The sequence below is a fragment of the Rhizomicrobium sp. genome (assembly GCA_037200985.1).
Lineage (GTDB): Bacteria > Pseudomonadota > Alphaproteobacteria > Micropepsales > Micropepsaceae > Rhizomicrobium.
Window position 1 is genome coordinate 3945115 of record JBBCGJ010000001.1, and the last position, 16213, is coordinate 3961327.

The 16213-nt window shown below is 66.8% G+C and carries 16 protein-coding genes and 4 tRNA genes; 13 read left to right on the forward strand and 7 right to left on the reverse strand.

Going from position 1 to position 16213, the window contains the following annotated elements; translation table 11 throughout:
- Window positions 1-5 precede the first annotated feature (5 nt).
- Together WDN01_19500 and WDN01_19505 are read right to left on the reverse strand one after the other, a co-directional pair.
- Window positions 6-1286, reverse strand: coding sequence for a cation:proton antiporter (locus WDN01_19500; protein ID MEJ0028220.1), 1281 nt, complete (start codon window positions 1284-1286; stop codon window positions 6-8).
- A gap of 43 nt (window positions 1287-1329) precedes the next feature.
- Complete coding sequence (locus WDN01_19505; GenBank protein MEJ0028221.1) at window positions 1330-2913, reverse strand: MFS transporter; 1584 nt, start codon at window positions 2911-2913, stop codon at window positions 1330-1332.
- A 266-nt stretch (window positions 2914-3179) separates the two neighbouring features.
- On the opposite strand from WDN01_19505, the gene WDN01_19510 reads away from it, so the two are divergent.
- The 5 genes from WDN01_19510 to WDN01_19530 all read left to right on the forward strand — a co-directional run bounded on the left by WDN01_19510 (window position 3180) and on the right by WDN01_19530 (window position 7727).
- A complete protein-coding gene (locus WDN01_19510) occupies window positions 3180-4757 on the forward strand; it encodes a tryptophan halogenase family protein (protein ID MEJ0028222.1) in 1578 nt (525 codons plus the stop codon).
- Window positions 4758-4936: 179 nt separating this feature from the next.
- Window positions 4937-6262: an MFS transporter gene (locus tag WDN01_19515; GenBank protein ID MEJ0028223.1), complete on the forward strand. Its 1326-nt coding sequence runs from the start codon at window positions 4937-4939 to the stop codon at window positions 6260-6262.
- Between the two features lie 81 nt (window positions 6263-6343).
- Entirely contained in the window at window positions 6344-6847 is a 504-nt protein-coding gene (locus tag WDN01_19520) for a hypothetical protein (GenBank protein ID MEJ0028224.1), read from the forward strand.
- Window positions 6844-7470, forward strand: a complete 627-nt coding sequence (locus tag WDN01_19525; protein MEJ0028225.1) for a hypothetical protein — start codon at window positions 6844-6846, stop codon at window positions 7468-7470. The genes WDN01_19520 and WDN01_19525 overlap by 4 nt, the downstream gene beginning before the upstream one ends.
- Window positions 7425-7727 carry an alpha/beta hydrolase gene (locus WDN01_19530; GenBank protein ID MEJ0028226.1) on the forward strand — a complete coding sequence of 101 codons (303 nt, stop codon included), beginning with the start codon at window positions 7425-7427 and terminating at the stop codon, window positions 7725-7727. Before WDN01_19525 ends, WDN01_19530 begins: the two co-directional genes overlap by 46 nt.
- Here WDN01_19530 and WDN01_19535 read toward each other — a convergent pair.
- Window positions 7721-8287 carry a hypothetical protein gene (locus tag WDN01_19535; GenBank protein MEJ0028227.1) on the reverse strand — a complete coding sequence of 189 codons (567 nt, stop codon included), beginning with the start codon at window positions 8285-8287 and terminating at the stop codon, window positions 7721-7723. The two genes, WDN01_19530 and WDN01_19535, sit on opposite strands and share 7 nt — an antisense overlap.
- Window positions 8288-8526: 239 nt before the next feature.
- Window positions 8527-8601 (reverse strand) — tRNA-Glu (locus tag WDN01_19540).
- A gap of 132 nt (window positions 8602-8733) precedes the next feature.
- Between WDN01_19540 and WDN01_19545 the strand changes: the two genes are divergently transcribed.
- The 5 genes from WDN01_19545 (at window position 8734) to WDN01_19565 (ending at window position 10457) form a co-directional block, all read left to right on the forward strand.
- A tRNA-Gln gene (locus WDN01_19545) sits at window positions 8734-8807 on the forward strand.
- 71 nt (window positions 8808-8878) lie between these two features.
- Window positions 8879-8953: transfer RNA gene (locus WDN01_19550), tRNA-Lys, on the forward strand.
- An 89-nt stretch (window positions 8954-9042) separates the two neighbouring features.
- Window positions 9043-9411: a VOC family protein gene (locus tag WDN01_19555; protein ID MEJ0028228.1), complete on the forward strand. Its 369-nt coding sequence runs from the start codon at window positions 9043-9045 to the stop codon at window positions 9409-9411.
- 110 nt (window positions 9412-9521) lie between these two features.
- The gene (locus WDN01_19560; GenBank protein MEJ0028229.1) at window positions 9522-10058 is read left to right on the forward strand and encodes a hypothetical protein; all 537 of its coding nucleotides are present in this window, start codon (window positions 9522-9524) and stop codon (window positions 10056-10058) included.
- 63 nt (window positions 10059-10121) lie between these two features.
- Window positions 10122-10457, forward strand: a complete 336-nt coding sequence (locus tag WDN01_19565; GenBank protein MEJ0028230.1) for a DUF3175 domain-containing protein — start codon at window positions 10122-10124, stop codon at window positions 10455-10457.
- Here WDN01_19565 and WDN01_19570 read toward each other — a convergent pair.
- Entirely contained in the window at window positions 10443-10802 is a 360-nt protein-coding gene (locus tag WDN01_19570; GenBank protein MEJ0028231.1) for an MmcQ/YjbR family DNA-binding protein, read from the reverse strand. The two genes, WDN01_19565 and WDN01_19570, sit on opposite strands and share 15 nt — an antisense overlap.
- A 101-nt stretch (window positions 10803-10903) precedes the next feature.
- Here WDN01_19570 and WDN01_19575 point away from each other — a divergent pair.
- Window positions 10904-10978 (forward strand) — tRNA-Met (locus WDN01_19575).
- A gap of 21 nt (window positions 10979-10999) precedes the next feature.
- Entirely contained in the window at window positions 11000-12226 is a 1227-nt protein-coding gene (locus WDN01_19580; GenBank protein MEJ0028232.1) for a threonine ammonia-lyase, read from the forward strand.
- Window positions 12227-12252: 26 nt separating this feature from the next.
- Here WDN01_19580 and WDN01_19585 read toward each other — a convergent pair whose 3' ends face one another.
- Window positions 12253-12678, reverse strand: a complete 426-nt coding sequence (locus WDN01_19585) for an Lrp/AsnC family transcriptional regulator (protein ID MEJ0028233.1) — start codon at window positions 12676-12678, stop codon at window positions 12253-12255.
- Window positions 12679-12888: 210 nt separating this feature from the next.
- Between WDN01_19585 and WDN01_19590 the strand changes: the two genes are divergently transcribed.
- Complete coding sequence (locus tag WDN01_19590; protein MEJ0028234.1) at window positions 12889-13968, forward strand: saccharopine dehydrogenase family protein; 1080 nt, start codon at window positions 12889-12891, stop codon at window positions 13966-13968.
- 7 nt (window positions 13969-13975) lie between these two features.
- On the opposite strand, the gene WDN01_19595 is transcribed toward WDN01_19590, so the two are convergent.
- Window positions 13976-16192 carry a hypothetical protein gene (locus tag WDN01_19595; GenBank protein ID MEJ0028235.1) on the reverse strand — a complete coding sequence of 739 codons (2217 nt, stop codon included), beginning with the start codon at window positions 16190-16192 and terminating at the stop codon, window positions 13976-13978.
- Between the last annotated feature and the right edge of the window lie 21 nt (window positions 16193-16213).

The window sequence follows — 16213 nt, forward strand, 5'->3', positions numbered from 1 at the left end:
CCCGTCTAGGCTTCCACCCCCGCCGGAATGACATAGCCGGCGCGCGGCAGCAGCAGGCGCAGCAGCGGTCCTGTCATCACCGTGGTGACGACCGCCATGATGACCAGCATGGTGAAGACGTTCTGCGGGATGAATCCCAGGTCGAAGCCGATGTTGAGGACGATCAGCTCCATCAGGGCGCGGGTGTTCATCAACGAGCCCAGGATCATGGACTCCTGGTGGTTGAAGCCGGAGATCCGGCCGGCGAGATAGACCGGAACGATCTTGCCCAGGATCGCCGCGGTCAGCACCACGGCCAGCCATTGCCAGTCCGACGCGCTCGCCAGCCCCAGCACATTGGTGCGCAGGCCCGTATAGGTGAAGAACACCGGTAGGAAGAACACCAGCACGAACTTGCCGATCTGCGCCCGCCAGGCCTCGACGAAGGTCTTGTCCTGGTGGAACAGGAGCCCGGCGAGGAAGCCGCCGAAGATCGTGAAGATGCCGAGCTTGTAGGTGCAGATGCCCATCACGAAGATCAGGCAGAGCACGACCGTCATCAGGTTGGGCGGCACATGGCCGTCGGCGACCGGTATCCTGGCCAGCAGCCATCTCACCAGCGGGCGCAGCAGCAGCCACGCGACGGCGGCCAGGACGAATATGCCGCCCACCTGCAAGCCGATGGCGCCGGTCGAGAACTGCGCCGAGGCATAGGCCGAAATGCCCGCGAGCAGCACCCAGCCCGTCACGTCGTTGCTGGCCGCAGCCGAGATCGCCACCACGCCGATCTCGGTGCGCGTCAGATCGAACTCGCGCAGGATGCGGCCGAGGATCGGCACCGCCGTGATCGCCAGGCCGACGCCGAAGAACAGGCTGTAGGTCAAAGGATCGATATGCGGCGCCAGGTAGGACGACGAGTATTGGCCGATGCCGAAGCCGAGCGCGAAGGGCACGGCGACCGAGGCCGCCGCGATGCCCAGCGTGCCGTTGCGATTGCGCTTGCGCGCCATATGGCCGAACTCGAAATCGGTTCCGATCTGGAACATCAGGAGCACCAGCCCGATCTGGCTGATGATGGTGATGGGCGGCGAGGCCTTGGCGCCGAACAGCGCCATCGAGGCGTCGGGAAAGAAATGTCCGAACAGCGAAGGGCCGAGCAGCAGGCCGGCCAGGATCTCGCCGATGACGCCTGGCTGTCCGAGGCGGCGCAGGATCTGATTGCCGATTCGCGCCGCGGCGATCATGACGATGAGCTGCAGCAGGACCGCAAACAGCAGGTTTTCCGTTTGATGGACCGACGAATGCATGGCGCTCCCTCCTGTTTCATCTCTTCCGAACTTGCGGCGCCGCTCAGGGCGTCTGTGCGGCGGACACCGGGGACTCCAGCTCGCGCAGGTCGCGCCCGCGCGTCTCGCGCCCGTAGAAGGCGACCAGCGCCAGACCCAGTATGGTCGGAACGGCGATCAGCAGGGCCGCGGCGCCCAGCGTCGGCACCGCCGCGGCCACGCTCAGGCCCTGGCAGATGAGCCCGCCCGTCTTGCTGCACCCCGCCACCCAGCCGGTCGCCCGTCCGCGCACCCGCACCGGATAGTTCTCGGCGGCGTAAGGCAGCAGGATCGAGATCACCCCCGTCGAGCCCAGGATCAGAAGCGTGATCGGCACCAGCGGATTGGACACCGCCGGCAGCCCGCTCTGGCGCAGCATCACCGCCAGCATGCCGAGCACGGTGATGCCGATCATCACGATGAGCGAGCCCCGCGTGCTCCATCGCGTGTAGAGAAAGGCGGCCAGCACCACGACCGGCGCCGCGATCAGCGAGGATTGCGCGATGATCTTGCCCGCCGCGCCCATGTCGCGTCCCTCGGCGATCAATTCGCTGGGCAGCCACAGCAGCAGACCGAAATTGACGAAGCCCCAGGACAGCGCCACGAGGGTGAGCGCGATTGTGGTGCCGAGATAGCGCCGATCCGCGGGCGGCAGGTGCGAATGATCCTGTCTGGCCTCCTCGTCCCAGTCCTCGCTCTGCGTCGCGATCACCGAGCCGAAGCGCGCCAGCACCGCATAGGCCTCCCTTGTCTGGCCGATATGCATCAGGAAGCGCGCCGATTCCGGAATGAAGGCGCTGAGCCCGATCAGCATCAAGCCGGTCGGCATGTTCAGGAACCACATGATCCGCCAGCCGAAGATCGGTTGCAGCAGCGACGCCAGGCCCGAAGCCGCGAGATAGCCGCCGACCGCGCCGATGCCGCCGACGATCACCAGGCTGAGGCCGCGATATTTGGTCGGCATGATCTCGGCCAAGAGGGCATAGGCCACGGGCAGCATGCCGCCGGCCGACAATCCCATGAGGAAGCACATGAACACGTTCCACCACAGCGACGGCATGGCGCCGCAGATCGACGTGCCGATGAACATGACGGCCGAGAGCAGGATCGTGGCGCGCCGCCCATAAATGTCCGCCAGCGCCCCCCAGATGAAGGAGCCGAGCGCCGTGCCGATCAGGGCGGAGAAGGGCAGGAACGCGACCACGGCTTTCGAGACGTTGTACTCGACCCGCATGCCCGGCGTGACCAGCCCCAGGCTGGCGGGTTTCATAATGTCGATGACGAGCGCCATGGCGAGCGCGATCGCCGCGAGCCAATGCGCCAAGGTGAGCGGCGCGTCTTCCGGCGCCATGATCTTCTGGTGCGGCAGCAGCGCGTGCGCGCTCGCCTCCCTGGGCACCAGGCCGTAAGCGGCGAAGCCGATGCCGGCGACGATGAGTGCCATCCCCCACAGCATGCCGGGATCCATCGGCATGCCGGCCAGGACAAAGCCCATGTCCTTCGCCATCAGGAACATCGGCAGATGCAGGACCACGCCGGCCGTGACGGCGGCGCAGCCGATCCAGAAGACGAGCGCATTGCGCCGCGCGGAAAACATGAACAATCCCATGGCGTGGCCTGCCGACGCGGGACGAAGGAACAGGTCGACCGCCGGCGGACGCCGCCCCTTCGCGCCGCGGAGCCGGTAACGGAACCGCCGCGGCCGAAAACGCCGGTACGTGCCCGTTGACGATTTTGGTGTTTGCGCCGCGGCCCTCGAGCACGCGCGCGCATCCCTGTATAGCGCTACCATCGCAAATGATGCAATTCTAAAATTGCAGGCGGCGGTGCGAGAGCGCGCCTTGGTTAAGCCGCCGCCGGGAGGGAGCATCGTTCATGACCGACACGCGCATCCGCAGCGTGGTGATCGTCGGCGGCGGCACCGCCGGCTGGATGGCCGCGGCCAGCCTCGCCAAATTCCTGGAGAACATGAACGTCCGCATAAGGCTGATCGAATCGGAAGAGATCGGTACCGTGGGCGTGGGCGAAGCCACCATTCCGCCGATCATCGATTTCATCCGCGTGCTCGGCATCGACGAGAACGAGATCATCCGCCAGATCAAGGCGACCTTCAAACTCGGCATCGGCTTCGCCGACTGGACGCGGCCGGGCGATTTCTACTTCCACCCCTTCGGGCCGACCGGCTTCGGGATGGGCTCCGTCTCCTTCCCGTCCTACTGGCTGAAGATGCGCCTCGAGGGAAAGGCGTCGCGGCTGGAGGACTATTCGATGCAGGCCGTGGCGGCCGAGCAGGGCAAGTTCATGCGCCCGGTGCACGCGCCGAACACGCCGCTGAACAAGATCACCTATGCGCTGCATTTCGACGCCTCGCTGTTCGCGCGCTATCTGCGGACCTGGTCGGAGGCGCGCGGCGTGGTGCGCACCGAAGGCAAGGTGCGGCAGGTCTCGCTCGGCCTCGAGAACGGCTTCATCGAATCGGTGACCCTGGAAAGCGGCGAGACGGTCGCGGGCGACCTCTTCGTCGACTGCAGCGGCTTCCGCGGCGTCCTGATCGAGCAGGCGCTGAAGACCGGCTATGAGGACTGGACCCGCTGGCTGCCCTGCGACCGCGCCCTGGCCGTGCCCAGCGAGAGCGTCGGCGCGCCGGCGCCCTACACGCTGGCCACGGCGCGCGACGCGGGCTGGCAATGGCGCATCCCGCTGCAGCACCGCGTCGGCAACGGCCATGTCTATTGCAGCGGCTTCATCGCGGACGACAAGGCGGCCGATGTGCTGCTCGCCAACCTGCAAGCCAAGGCGCTGCGCGATCCGATGCCGTTGCGCTTCACCACCGGCCGGCGCCGCAAGGCCTGGAACAAGAACTGCGTCGCCCTCGGCCTCGCCTCCGGCTTCCTCGAACCCCTGGAATCGACCAGCATCCATCTGATCCATCGCGGCATCGCGATGCTGCTGAAATTCTTTCCCGACCGCAATTTCGAACAGGCCGACATCGACCGCTACAACAAGATCTTCGAATTCGAGTTCGGCCGGGTGCGCGACTTTCTGCTGCTGCACTACACCCACACCGAACGCGAAGGCGCCTTCTGGGAGCATTGCCGCAACATTCCCCTGACCGACAGCCTTCAGGAGAAGATCGACCTCTTCCGCAGCCATGGCCGCATCCTGCGCGAGGACACCGAACTCTTCCCGATCCAGAGCTGGCTGTTCGTGATGAGCGGCCAGGCCATCGTGCCGCGCGGCTACGATGCGATGGTCGACAGCCTCGACGCGCAGAAGATCAAGGCCAATCTGGACGACATCCGCGTCGTGGTGCGCCGCTGCGCCGACGCCATGCCGTCGCACCAGGATTTCATCGACCAGAACTGCTCGTCGTTCCGGGTCTCTCTGGCCGAGCCGCGCCCGGTCGATCCGAAAGTGAGCGCCTACACGCTGGCGCGGGACGCCGGCACCTAGGGTCGGCGGATCGCGCGGCGCGGAACATGAACAGCGCGGCAATCATCGGTGCGCCGTTCTGCCTGATTTTCGATCAGAAACGAATCGGCGAAACCGTGACTCCGTTGCAGGCGTGACGAGTCATTGCTCCGGTTCCTCGCTTCTGTATCAATGGACCGGACGGCAAGGCTGGGGGCGATGTGGCGAGACAGATTGACGGGGGCGCCGGTGCCGGCCCGGCCGGCGCGCGGGCCCTCATGCGCCGGTCCATCGCCGCCGCCACCGTCGGCAACGCGCTCGAATTCTACGACTTCATCACCTACGCCTTCTTCGCGATCCAGATCGGTCACGCCTTCTTCCCGTCGCACAACGCCTATGCCAGCTTGATGCTGTCCCTGGCGACGTTCGGCGCGGGGTTCGTCACGCGGCCCATCGGCGGCATCGTGATCGGGGCCTATGCCGACCGCGTCGGCCGCAGGCCGGCGATGATGCTCAGCTTCACGATGATGGGCTGCGCCATCATCGCGATCGCGCTCATTCCCTCCTATGCGACCATCGGGATCGCGGCGCCGATCCTGGCGGTCCTGGCGCGCATGGTGCAGGGCTTCTCGCTGGGCGGCGAAGTCGGCCCTACCACCGCCTATCTGCTGGAAGCCGCGCCGCTGAACGGACGCGGACTTGCGGTCTCCTGGCAGAGCGCGAGCCAGAGCGTCGCCGCCACGGTGGGCGGGCTGGTCGGCGTCGGCCTCTCGGCGTTCATGGCGCCGGCGGCGCTGGATGCCTATGGCTGGCGCATCGCGTTTCTGCTGGGCGCGGTGACCTTGCCGTTCGGGCTCTGGATCCGGCGCGGCCTGCCGGAAACGCTGCACGCGCCGGATCCGACCGGACCGGTCTCCACCGCGCGCACCGGGCTGGGCGCCGTGCGCGAGAATTGGCGCATCATCGTGCTCGCCCTGATCGCGCTGGCCTCCGGCACGATCGGCACCTACATCTTCGACTACATCACGACCTTCGCGCAGGACACGCTGCACATCTCGGCGACCGTCGCGTTCCTGGCGGGCGCGCTCGGCAATGTGGCGGCCATCGTCGCGGTGCTGTGGGGCGGCTGGCTCTCGGACCGCATCGGACGCCGGCCGGTGATGATCTGGTCCAATCTCGGCTTTCTCGTCCTGATCCTCCCGATCTTCTTCTGGATCGTGGAGACCCGCAGCGCGGTGGCGCTGCTCGTCGGCAGCATCACGCTCGGCTTCGTGTGTTCGATCAATGGCGGGGCGTTCTACGCCGCGGTGACCGAAACCCTGCCCAAGCGCATTCGCGGCGCCGCCTTCGCGACCATCTACGCCACCTCGATCGCGTTTTTCGGCGGCACGACCCAGCTTGTCGTCACCTGGCTGATCCACTTCACCGGCAGCGCGCTGGCGCCCGCCTGGTATCTGTTCGGCGCCACGATCGTGGGCCAGATCGCCTATATGCTGATCCTCGAAAGCGCGCCGGCGAAGAACCCGGTCGCTCCGGCCCCCGCCTGACGCGTTCGCGCCGATTATCCTGTTGATCGCGGCGGCGCGGATGAAGTAACTTTAATTTTGGGCGGAAATGGCGGGGGTGGGATGCGCGGCAGTGTCCTCAGTTTCGATCCGAATCGGGGCGAGGGGATCATTCTCGCCGACGACGGCAATCGCCGCCCCTTCACCGAACAATATTGGTCGGACAAGGCGTCCCGTCCGGTGGCGGGGCTTACGGTCGATTTCGTGACCGACGGCGAATCCGCCAGGGACATATTCGCGATCCGGCAGGCCCCGGCGTCCGCGCCGCCCCAGGCGCCGCGCGGTCCCGCGGCCAGTCCGTCCACGAGCGACGGGTCCCTGCTCGGCGGCCTGTCGCTGGGCGCGGCCGTATTGGGCCTGCTTCCCGGCTTCGGCGTGCTGTTCCTGATCGCCGGCTTCGTTCTCGGCATCATGGCGCGCCGGCAGGCCAAGATCGCCGGAAACTCGACGGGCCTGATGCTCGGCGCGATCGGCATCGCGCTCTCGTCTATCGTCGTCGTCGTGGAGCTGATCTTCGTCGTGTTCCTCGGCGCCGTGCTGTTCGCCAGCAGCACCGGCAGTCCATGAGCGATCTCGCCGACAAGGCCCGGCGGGACTATGAGGTCGTGAAGGGGATCGTCACCGCCAGCTATGACGACTTCATGCGCGTCCGGAAGGAAGACGGAAGCACGCTCGGCTTCAAGATGAAGGGTCCCGCCACCGGGCTTCAGCCGGGAACCCAGGTCGGCATCGTGGCGCATCGCGGCACCGACCAGGCGATCTTCCTCGTCGATCGCCAATCCGGTCAGCGCTTCGATCTGTCGATCTGGCACAACCAGGCCAACAAGGGCCCAAGCGCCGGATCGATCGCCCTGCGCATCGTCTCGCTGGCGATCCTGCTTATCCCGTTCCTCGGCCAGTTCGGGGCGCTCTTCGGCGGGCTCGGCGCGATCGTCGGCGGGCTGATCGTCTCGTCGAGCATGCAGGGCCAGGCGCGCGCGCCGATCTCCCGGATTCTCGTATCGCTGGCGATCTATTTCTTCGGCAGTGCCCTCTTCTTCATGGGCTGGTTCGGCGGCGATTCGAACCAGGCGGTCCTCGGCTATCTCATCCTGGCCGGCGGGGCCTTTGCCTATGCCTTCTGGGTGCATCGTCCCGTCACCCAATATTATCTCGAAGTGAACAAGCTGCTCGACGAGGCCGCCGCTTAGCCGCGCGGCCTTCGCAGCCCGCCGCGCAAAAAGCGCAGGAACGTGCAAGCGGCGCGGTCGCGCCGCCGCTCGTGAACGGCGTGCATGACGGGATGATTCCCGTCCCGAACTCCTACCGGCTGGCGGAGAACCTTCCGAACGCGGTGCTCCCGACCGATCCCGACGCCGGCCACGGCTCTCTATTTCAGTATCTGGAATCGTCCACGCGCCAGGTCGCGGCGTTCCTCGCATCCGACTCTCCCTTTGCGCCTTATTGAGGCCGGACACCGGGCTGCGCGCGAGAGATATCGCTCAACCCCATATCGGGCCTGCGGAAACCCATCGCGATCCAGGCGAGGATCAGTTTCAGCATGAAACGACCCGGATAACCGTCGTAGTTCGGGACGTCGTCCCGCAGCACGACGTCCGCGCGGCGTTCTTTTGTGTTGATCCGCATTTCTATCGGCGGCGCGCCGTCGGGAAGCCGCTTGCGGTAGATCGACAGCCAATGTCCTTTCGTGAAGTCCAGGAACATCGGCGCGTTGCAGCAGGTTGCGATGACGCGCCGCGTCGGGGAATCGGGCTTGAGCCTGAACTCTTGGAGATGCTCTTTCCCCGCTTCGCACCGGACGCGATCCTTCCGATACAGGACCATGGGGGTGCCGCCATCGGCATCCATCGCCAGCGGCGCGGAAGGCAGATTCGCGAATTCCTGCCCGGCTTTCTGGCAACTGCCGCAATAGCAGGAGGCGGCCAAAATGGGCGCGCGGTCGGCGCTGAATAAGACCTTGCCGCATAGGCAGGCGACCGCGACGGATTCGGCTTGTTTCTCGCGCATCGATCTTCCCGGTCTCGTCTTGGCGCAGCTTCCGCGATCCGGCGAAGAAAACAAGAATCGTGTCGGCGGGCAAAGCAGGGTTGGCGTTGCGGCTGCTCTGCCCGCCCGCCATGCGGGCGAACATTTTGGGTTGGCGGGCGGCAAAATGTTCGCCCGCCGGACAGGATTAAACTAAGAACCGCGCGGGCGGGCAAAGTAGGGTTGGCGTGGCGGCTACTTTGCCCGCCCGCCATCAAAAGTGGCGCGCCCTAGGGGAGTCGAACCCCTCTTGCAAGATTGAAAGTCTCGAGTCCTAACCGATAGACGAAGGGCGCGTGGCGGTGCCTATACTAAGCAAGCCGCCGGCTTGCAATGGACCTTCGGCGGCCCTTGTCGCCGCTGCCGCCCTGACGTTAAGAAGGCGCCTCGACCAGGGAAAGGGCCGCGAAACGCGCCGCCGGTTCCGTTGGGGGATCGTCTAATGGTAGGACAGCAGACTTTGACTCTGCTTATCATGGTTCGAATCCATGTCCCCCAGCCAATCCCTTGCTTTGGACCGGCCATTCGCTATAAGCGGGCCGGCCGCCCGACGCCGTCGCCCGCGGGCGACACAGGCCCGTAGCTCAGCGGTAGAGCAACAGACTTTTAATCTGCCGGCCGTGGGTTCGATCCCCACCGGGCCTACCACCGCAACGCCGCCGCGCCGTTTCCGGCGCCCGGCAGTGTCCTAATGCGACGAGAGCCGCTATCGTGGCCGCGACGAGCGGAGGCTGCCGATGGCGCGCATTACGGCATTTGGTGGGGTCTTCTTCCATAGCGCAAATCCACAGGCACTTGCCGCGTGGTATCGCGACACGCTCGGGCTGACGATCGAGGATTGGGGCGGCGCGATGATCCGCGCGGACGGCGCCGGTCCATCCTACGGGGTATGGGCTCCTTTCAACAAGGACACGGGCTATTTCGAGCCCTCGTCGCGCGAGTTCATGATCAATTTCGCGGTGGACGACCTGGATGGATTCCTGGCCGGGCTCGAGGCCAAGGGCGTCGAGGTGAAAGGCCGTCAGCACATGGACGGCATGGGCAAGTTCGCCTGGATCCTCGATCCCGACGGAACGAAGCTCGAATTTTGGCAGCCGGAGCCGTAGCCGCCCTCAAATCGGACAAGACAGAACGCCCATTCGGCGCGGGTTCGGCGTTTGTCGGAAGGCCCTGCCGCATTATATTGTTCCTCGAGATCTCGCAGGGAGGCGGCGGCGTGAATCCGGTCGGCCATGCGCTGGTGGTCGGCGGCTCCGGCATGCTCGCGGGCCTTTGCCGCTCGCTGTGCGCGCATGCGGAGCGGGTTTCCGTCCTGGCGCGCAACGACCGGCGCATCCGCGCCGTGGCGCCCGATATCGAACCTGTCGCCTGCGATTACAATGACGGCCGGGCCCTGGCCGAGACCCTCGCGCTGATCGAGCCGCCCGATCTGGTCGTCGCCTGGATTCACGGCCGTGCTCCCGCCGCGCGGCGTGCCCTGGCCGAAAGCGTCGCCGCCGAGGGGCGTTTCGTCCAGGTGCTGGGCAGCGCGCATGGCGATCCCGCCCATCCCGAGCGCCTGAAGGAGATGGCGCAGGCCACCGACGGTCTTCCCATCGACTATCAGGCGGTGGTGCTCGGCTTCGTCGTGACCGAGGGCCGCTCGCGCTGGCTGACCAATGACGAGATTTCGGACGGCGTGTTCGCCGCGCTCGAATCCGGCTCGGCATTCTCCATCGTCGGTACGGTGGAACCGTGGAGCGCGCACCCTTAGCGGTTCGAGCGCCGCACCGGATTGCCGTCCGGGTCTTGCCGTTGCAGAACTGGAACGCGTCCGATGCGTTATCCCGTCATGAAGACGACGAAGGCGAAGACGACGAAGAAGACGACCAAGCGGACGACGTCCGCTGCGCGCTGGTCCGGCCGGGTCACGCGCGAGAGCCATGCGCTGACGCTGGAGGACAAGGTCTTCACCGGTTCCGATCCGAAGAAGATCGCGCATTCGCTGAAGCGCTCGGCCGAACGCAGCCATGCGCGCAAGACCTCGCCCTACCGCTCGGCGCTGTCCATGCTCACCTTCTACATCAACCGCGCCGGCAAGGCGCTGCCGGCAAGCCGCCGCCGCGTGCTCGAACGCGCCAAGGGCGAACTCAAGACGCTATTCGGCCGTTAGCCGCGCCTGGAGCTTTTTCGGCGCCGTATACCGCCAGGCGGCTTCGACATAGGCGCGCAATTCCTTCGGCCCGAGCTTGGTCACGTCGACATAGAGCCACAGCAGTGCGCCTGCCCGCATCGGCGCGAAGGTGTCCGGCGCGGCCTCGACCAGCATCGTCACCCGATCCTTCGGCAGGCGCAGGGTCCACCGCTCCGACCTGCTCCCGAACAGCGCGAAGGTCTTGCTCCCGATATTGAACCAGATGCCATGGCCGTCCTGGATTTCCCGCGTGCTGGGCAGGGCCAGCGCCGCCTTCTTGATGGCGGCGTATTTCGGCGGCGTTTTGATGCGCGGGCTCGGCATGGCGGGGCAGATTATGCCACGGCCCGGCCGCCGGTCCCATCGGCAGGCTTGCCTTGACAGGCTTTCCCCCCGCCCATTACATGCCGCGCCGCGAAAGGTTTGGCAGCGTAGCTCAGTGGTAGAGCAGGGGAATCATAATCCCTTGGTCGGGGGTTCAAATCCCTCCGCTGCTACCAGACTTGCGATGAGGTGACGCGTTGGACGCACAGACCGCCCCGATCACCATCGACGATGTCCGCGCCGCCGCGCGCGCCATCCAGGGCGCGGTCGAGCGCACGCCGACCCGCCATTCCGAGACGCTCTCGCGCATCGCCGGCGCCGGCCTGCACCTGAAATTCGAGAACCTGCAATACACCGCCTCCTTCAAGGAGCGCGGCGCGCTGAACAAGCTGCTCTCGCTCTCCGAGGAGGAGCGCAAGCGCGGCGTCATCGCGATGTCGGCCGGCAACCACGCCCAGGGCGTCGCCTATCACGGCGGAAGGCTCGGCGTTCCCGTCACCATCGTGATGCCGCTCGGCACGCCCTTCACCAAGGTCCGGCACACCAAGGATTTCGGTGCCCATGTCATCCTGGAAGGCGCCACGCTAAGCGAATCCTACACTCACGCCCTCGCCATCGCGAAGGAACAGGGTCTGGCCTTCGTCCATCCTTACGACGATCCGATGATCATCGCCGGCCAGGGCACGGTGGCGCTCGAGATGCTGGCCGACGCGGAAGAGCCGCTCGACACCCTCGTCGTGCCGGTCGGCGGCGGCGGGCTGATCTCCGGCATCGCCATCGCCGCCAAGGCGATCAATCCCGCGATCCAGATCTACGGCGTGCAGACCCGCGCCTATCCCTCGATGTACGACACCGTCAAGAGCGCGAACCTGCCGAGCGCCGGCCAGACCATCGCCGAGGGCATCGCGGTCAAGGACCCCGGCAAGATCACGCGCGAGATCGTGCGCGCCCATGTCCACGACATCCTGCTGGTCGACGAGGCCCAGATCGAACAGGCCCTGGCCGCGCTGCTCGAGATCGAGAAGACGGTGGTCGAGGGCGCCGCCGCGGCGGCCTATGCCGCGGTGCTCGACAACAAGCAGCTTTTCCACGGCAAGCGCGTCGGCATTGTGCTGTCGGGCGGTAATATCGACATGCGGCTGCTGTCCAACGTCATCCTGCGCGAGCTGTCGCGCGAGGGCCGCCTGCTCAGCCTCGAAGTCGAGATCGAGGACCGCCCCGGCCTTCTGGCGCGCGTCGCCACGCTGGTCGGCGACGCCGGCGGCAACATCCTGGAAGTCAGCCACAACCGCATGATGACCGACATGCCGGTCAAGTCGGCTTATCTGGGCATGGTGGTGGAAGCGCGCGACAGCGGCCACGCCGACGAGATCCGCGCCGCGCTCACCGGCGCCGGATTCACGCTCAGGACGACGGGCGTCTGATTTACCCTCCCTCAAGGCGAGGGTAGTCACCGGCTGAATTTCTCGCTCAACACGATGGACGACACCGTCCGCGCCACGCCGGCGGTCTTGCCGATGCGGTCGAGCAGGGCGTCGATCCGCGCCGGCGTCTCGGTCTCCACGGTCGCGATCAAATCGAAGCTGCCCGCCACCGCCGCAAGGGAGCGAACCTCCGGCATCTTCTTCAGTTCCGCCGCCACCCGGTCGGCGCGCTTAGGATCGCTCGCGATCATCACCACGGCGCGCAGCTTGCCCGTATCCGCCTCGTCGGAGAGGCGTACGGTATAGCCCTTGATCGTTCCCGCGCGCTCCAGCCGCGCGATGCGCTCCTGCACGGTGGAGCGCGCCAGCCCCAGCTTGCGCGCCAGCGAAGCGGTCGGCTCGCGCGCATTGGCGCGCAGCAGGGCGAGCAGCCTGGCATCGGACTCGCGCATGGGAGAAATCCGGCGAATTGCCGGATAACCCTGCGATTCGCCGGAAGGAAATGCAACCCTCGGCGCATTGCCGTCTGCGAAACGTCTCTTTCCTCCTTCAAACTCCGTCATCGCCCGGCCCACGCCGTCGCTAGGCCTGTCCGGGCGACCCGTTTTCGTTGCCGATTGGATCGCCCGCATGCGCGGGCGATGACGGCTTTGGAGGTACGTATGAAAAACGTCATGCTGGTCGGCGGCGGCAAGATCGGGATCGCGATCGCCGAGCTTCTGTCGGGCACGGGCGATTATCGCGTGACGGTCGCCGACCGCGACGCCGCCTCGCTGGCGCGCATGCCGCGGACGAACGTGACGACCCGCGTCGTCGAGATCGCTGATCCCGCGTCCTTCGCGGCCGCGGTGAAGGGCCATGACGTCGTGCTCTCCGCCACGCCCTATCATCTGACCGCCGTCGTCGCCGACGCCGCCAAGACGGCCGGCGCGCACTATCTCGACCTGACCGAGGACGTCGAGTCGACCCGCACCATCCGCCGCCTTGCCGCGGGCGCCGACACGGCGTTCATCCCGCAATGCGGCCTCGCCCCCGGCTTCATCTCGATCGTCGCCGCCGACCTCGCCAAGAAATTCGACAGCCTGCGCGAGGTGCAGATGCGCGTCGGCGCGCTGCCGGAGTTTCCGACCAACGCGCTCAAATACAATCTCACCTGGTCGACCGACGGGCTGATCAACGAATACTGCAACCCTTGCGAATCGATCCGCGACGGCCGCCGGGGCGAGGTCCCAGCGCTCGAAGAGCTCGAGGAATTCGCCCTCGACGGCACCGAATACGAGGCGTTCAACACCTCGGGCGGCCTCGGCACGCTGTGCGACACGCTGGACGGCAAGGTCGAGAATCTGAACTACAAGACCGTGCGCTATCCCGGCCACCGAGACATCGTGAAGATGCTGGTGCGCGACCTGCGCCTGGGCCTGCGCCGCGACGTGCTGAAGGACGTGCTGGAGACCGCGATCCCGATCACCTATCAGGACGTGGTGCTGATCTTCGTCACCGTCTCGGGCCTGCGCGAGGGAAGGCTGACGCAGGAAAGCTATGCCCGGAAGATCTACGCTCAGGAGGTCGGGGGCCGGCTGATGAGCGCGATCCAGATCACCACCGCGGCCGGCATCTGCGCCATGTGCGACATGCTGGTGGACGGCAAGCTGCCGCAGAAAGGCTTCGTGCGCCAGGAAGAGGCGAAGCTGTCGGACTTCCTCGCCAACCGCTTCGGCCGCTACTACGCCGGTGCGCAGTAGCGCTCCGCTATTCGCGCAGCTTCGCCAGCATCGCGCGGAAGATGTCGGAATAGTCGTCGCTCCAGGCGCGCTGCGCCGGCATCACGACGCGCCAGCCGGGGCCGAGCTTCAGCGCCTTCAGGTCTTCGGCCGAACGGGCGACGAGCCCGATCTCGGCCTGAAGGTGCAGCGTATGCGGCGTCGGCACCGGATCGCGCCGCACGACCGTGATCATGCCGTTCTCCGCCGCAGCCGCGGCGACGACCTCGGCCAGCCTTACGTTCTTGTTGGAGATGTTGACGACGATGGCGCCGTGCGGCGAAAGCCGGGCGCGATAGAGCGCGAAGGCCTCGCGCGTCAGCATATGCGTGGGCACCGCGTCGGACGAGAACATGTCGAGCAGCAGCAGGTCGATCCCCGGCGCGGTCTCGCGCAGGGTGAGCCTGCCGTCGCCGATCACCGTGGCGGCGCCCGGCGCGCAGGTCGAGAAGGAGCGGAACAGGCTCCGGTCGCGCGCGATGGTGTCGCTCATCGGATCGAGTTCGTAGAACGTCCAGCGCTCGCCCGGCGCGCTCTCGCAGGACAGCGCCCCCATGCCGAGCCCGACCAGCGCGACCCGCGCCAGCCGTCCGCCGGCGCGCGCCCGCACCGCCTCGATGGCGCCGGCATAGGAGCCGCCGCGATAGTAATAGGTGAGCGGTTCGGGCCGCGCGGTCAGCGCCCGGCCCCGATCGTCGCGGATCTGCTCGCCGCCATGGGCGACCGTGCCCTGGTACAGCACGCGATATTTGCCGCCGTCGATGTCGACCGCCCGGTAGACCGCGTAGAACGAGCGGCCGCGATACACCGCGCTCTGCGAGATGTCGTAGAGATCGGTCACCGCGAACAGGAGCGCGGCCAGGCCGATCAGGCGCGCCGGATGGGCGCCCTGGAACGCCGTCAGCACCGCCAGCGCCATCACCGCGACGGCGAAATAGGCGGCGCGCTGCTCGAGGAAGAGAAACGGAACCGCGACCGCCGCGCCCAGCACGAGCACGAACGCACCGTCCTTCAGCCAGGCCGCGCGCGGCGTCGTCCACATATTCGGCCGCACCAGCAGCGCGGCGACGGCGAGCAGCGGATATTCCAGCACGGTGGTGAAGATCTGCGGCGCCAGCAGGGCCGCGAAGGCGCCGCCGAGCACGCCGCCCAGCGACATCCAGACATAGAACGACGTGATCTGCGCCGGCGCCGGACGGCGGCGATAGAGCTCCGCCTGGCACACCATCGCCGCGACGAAGAACGCGGCGAGATGGCCGCAGATCGCCAGCCCCCAGCCGATATGTCCCGTCCACAGCAGGAGCACGATCAGCAGGGCCGTGGTGAAAGGCTGCGCCGCGAGCATCAGCCGGGGCGCGATCGGCGGCCGGTCGGAGAACGCGAAGACGAAGGTGAGCAGATAGAGCGCCAGTGGCATGATCCACAGGAACGGCGCCGAGGCGACGTCGGTGGCGATATGCGCCGTCACTGCGACCAGCAATCCGGACGGAATGAATCCGAGAACCGCCCAGGACAGCTTGTCGCGCGCCGCGACCTTCGTCCGCGCGGCGGGCGCGGCCGATGCGGCGCCGCTCCGGCGCATCGCCAGCGTCCCGCTGGCGGCGATGGCGAACACCAGCACGATATAGCCGATGCTCCACAGCCGCGACTGCTGCGTCAGGCCGAAGCTCGGCTCGATCGCGAACGGATAGGCGAGCAGGACCGCGAAGGAGCCGAGATTGGAGGCGCGGTAGAGGTGATACGCATTGGGCGCGCCGGTCTGCGCGAGCCAGGCCTGGAGCAGCGGCGCGTTGGCCGACAGCGCGAAACAGGGCAGCCCGACGGAGGCGAGGAACAGCCCGATCAGCCAGAGCGACACCCCCGATTGCGGCGGGTGGACGAAGCCGGCGCCGATCGCGATCGGCAGCAGCAGCGTCGCGAGCGCCAGCACCGCGACATGCACCAGCGCCGCATGGCGCAGCGGCAGCAGCCGCATCAGCAGATGGGCATAGACATAGCCGGCCAGCAAAAGGCCCTGGAACACCACCATCGCGACAGACCACACCGCGGCGGAGCCGCCGAGGACCGGCAGCACCATCTTGGAGAACATCGGCTCGACGAAGAACAGAAGGGCCGCCGACAGGAAGGCGCTCGCGGAAAACACGAGCGTGGGCGCGGCCGCGCCGGGCTGCGCGCGCGAGACGGTATCGGCGTCCAAGGCGGTCATGAGGGTTCCGTTCGGCTGGCC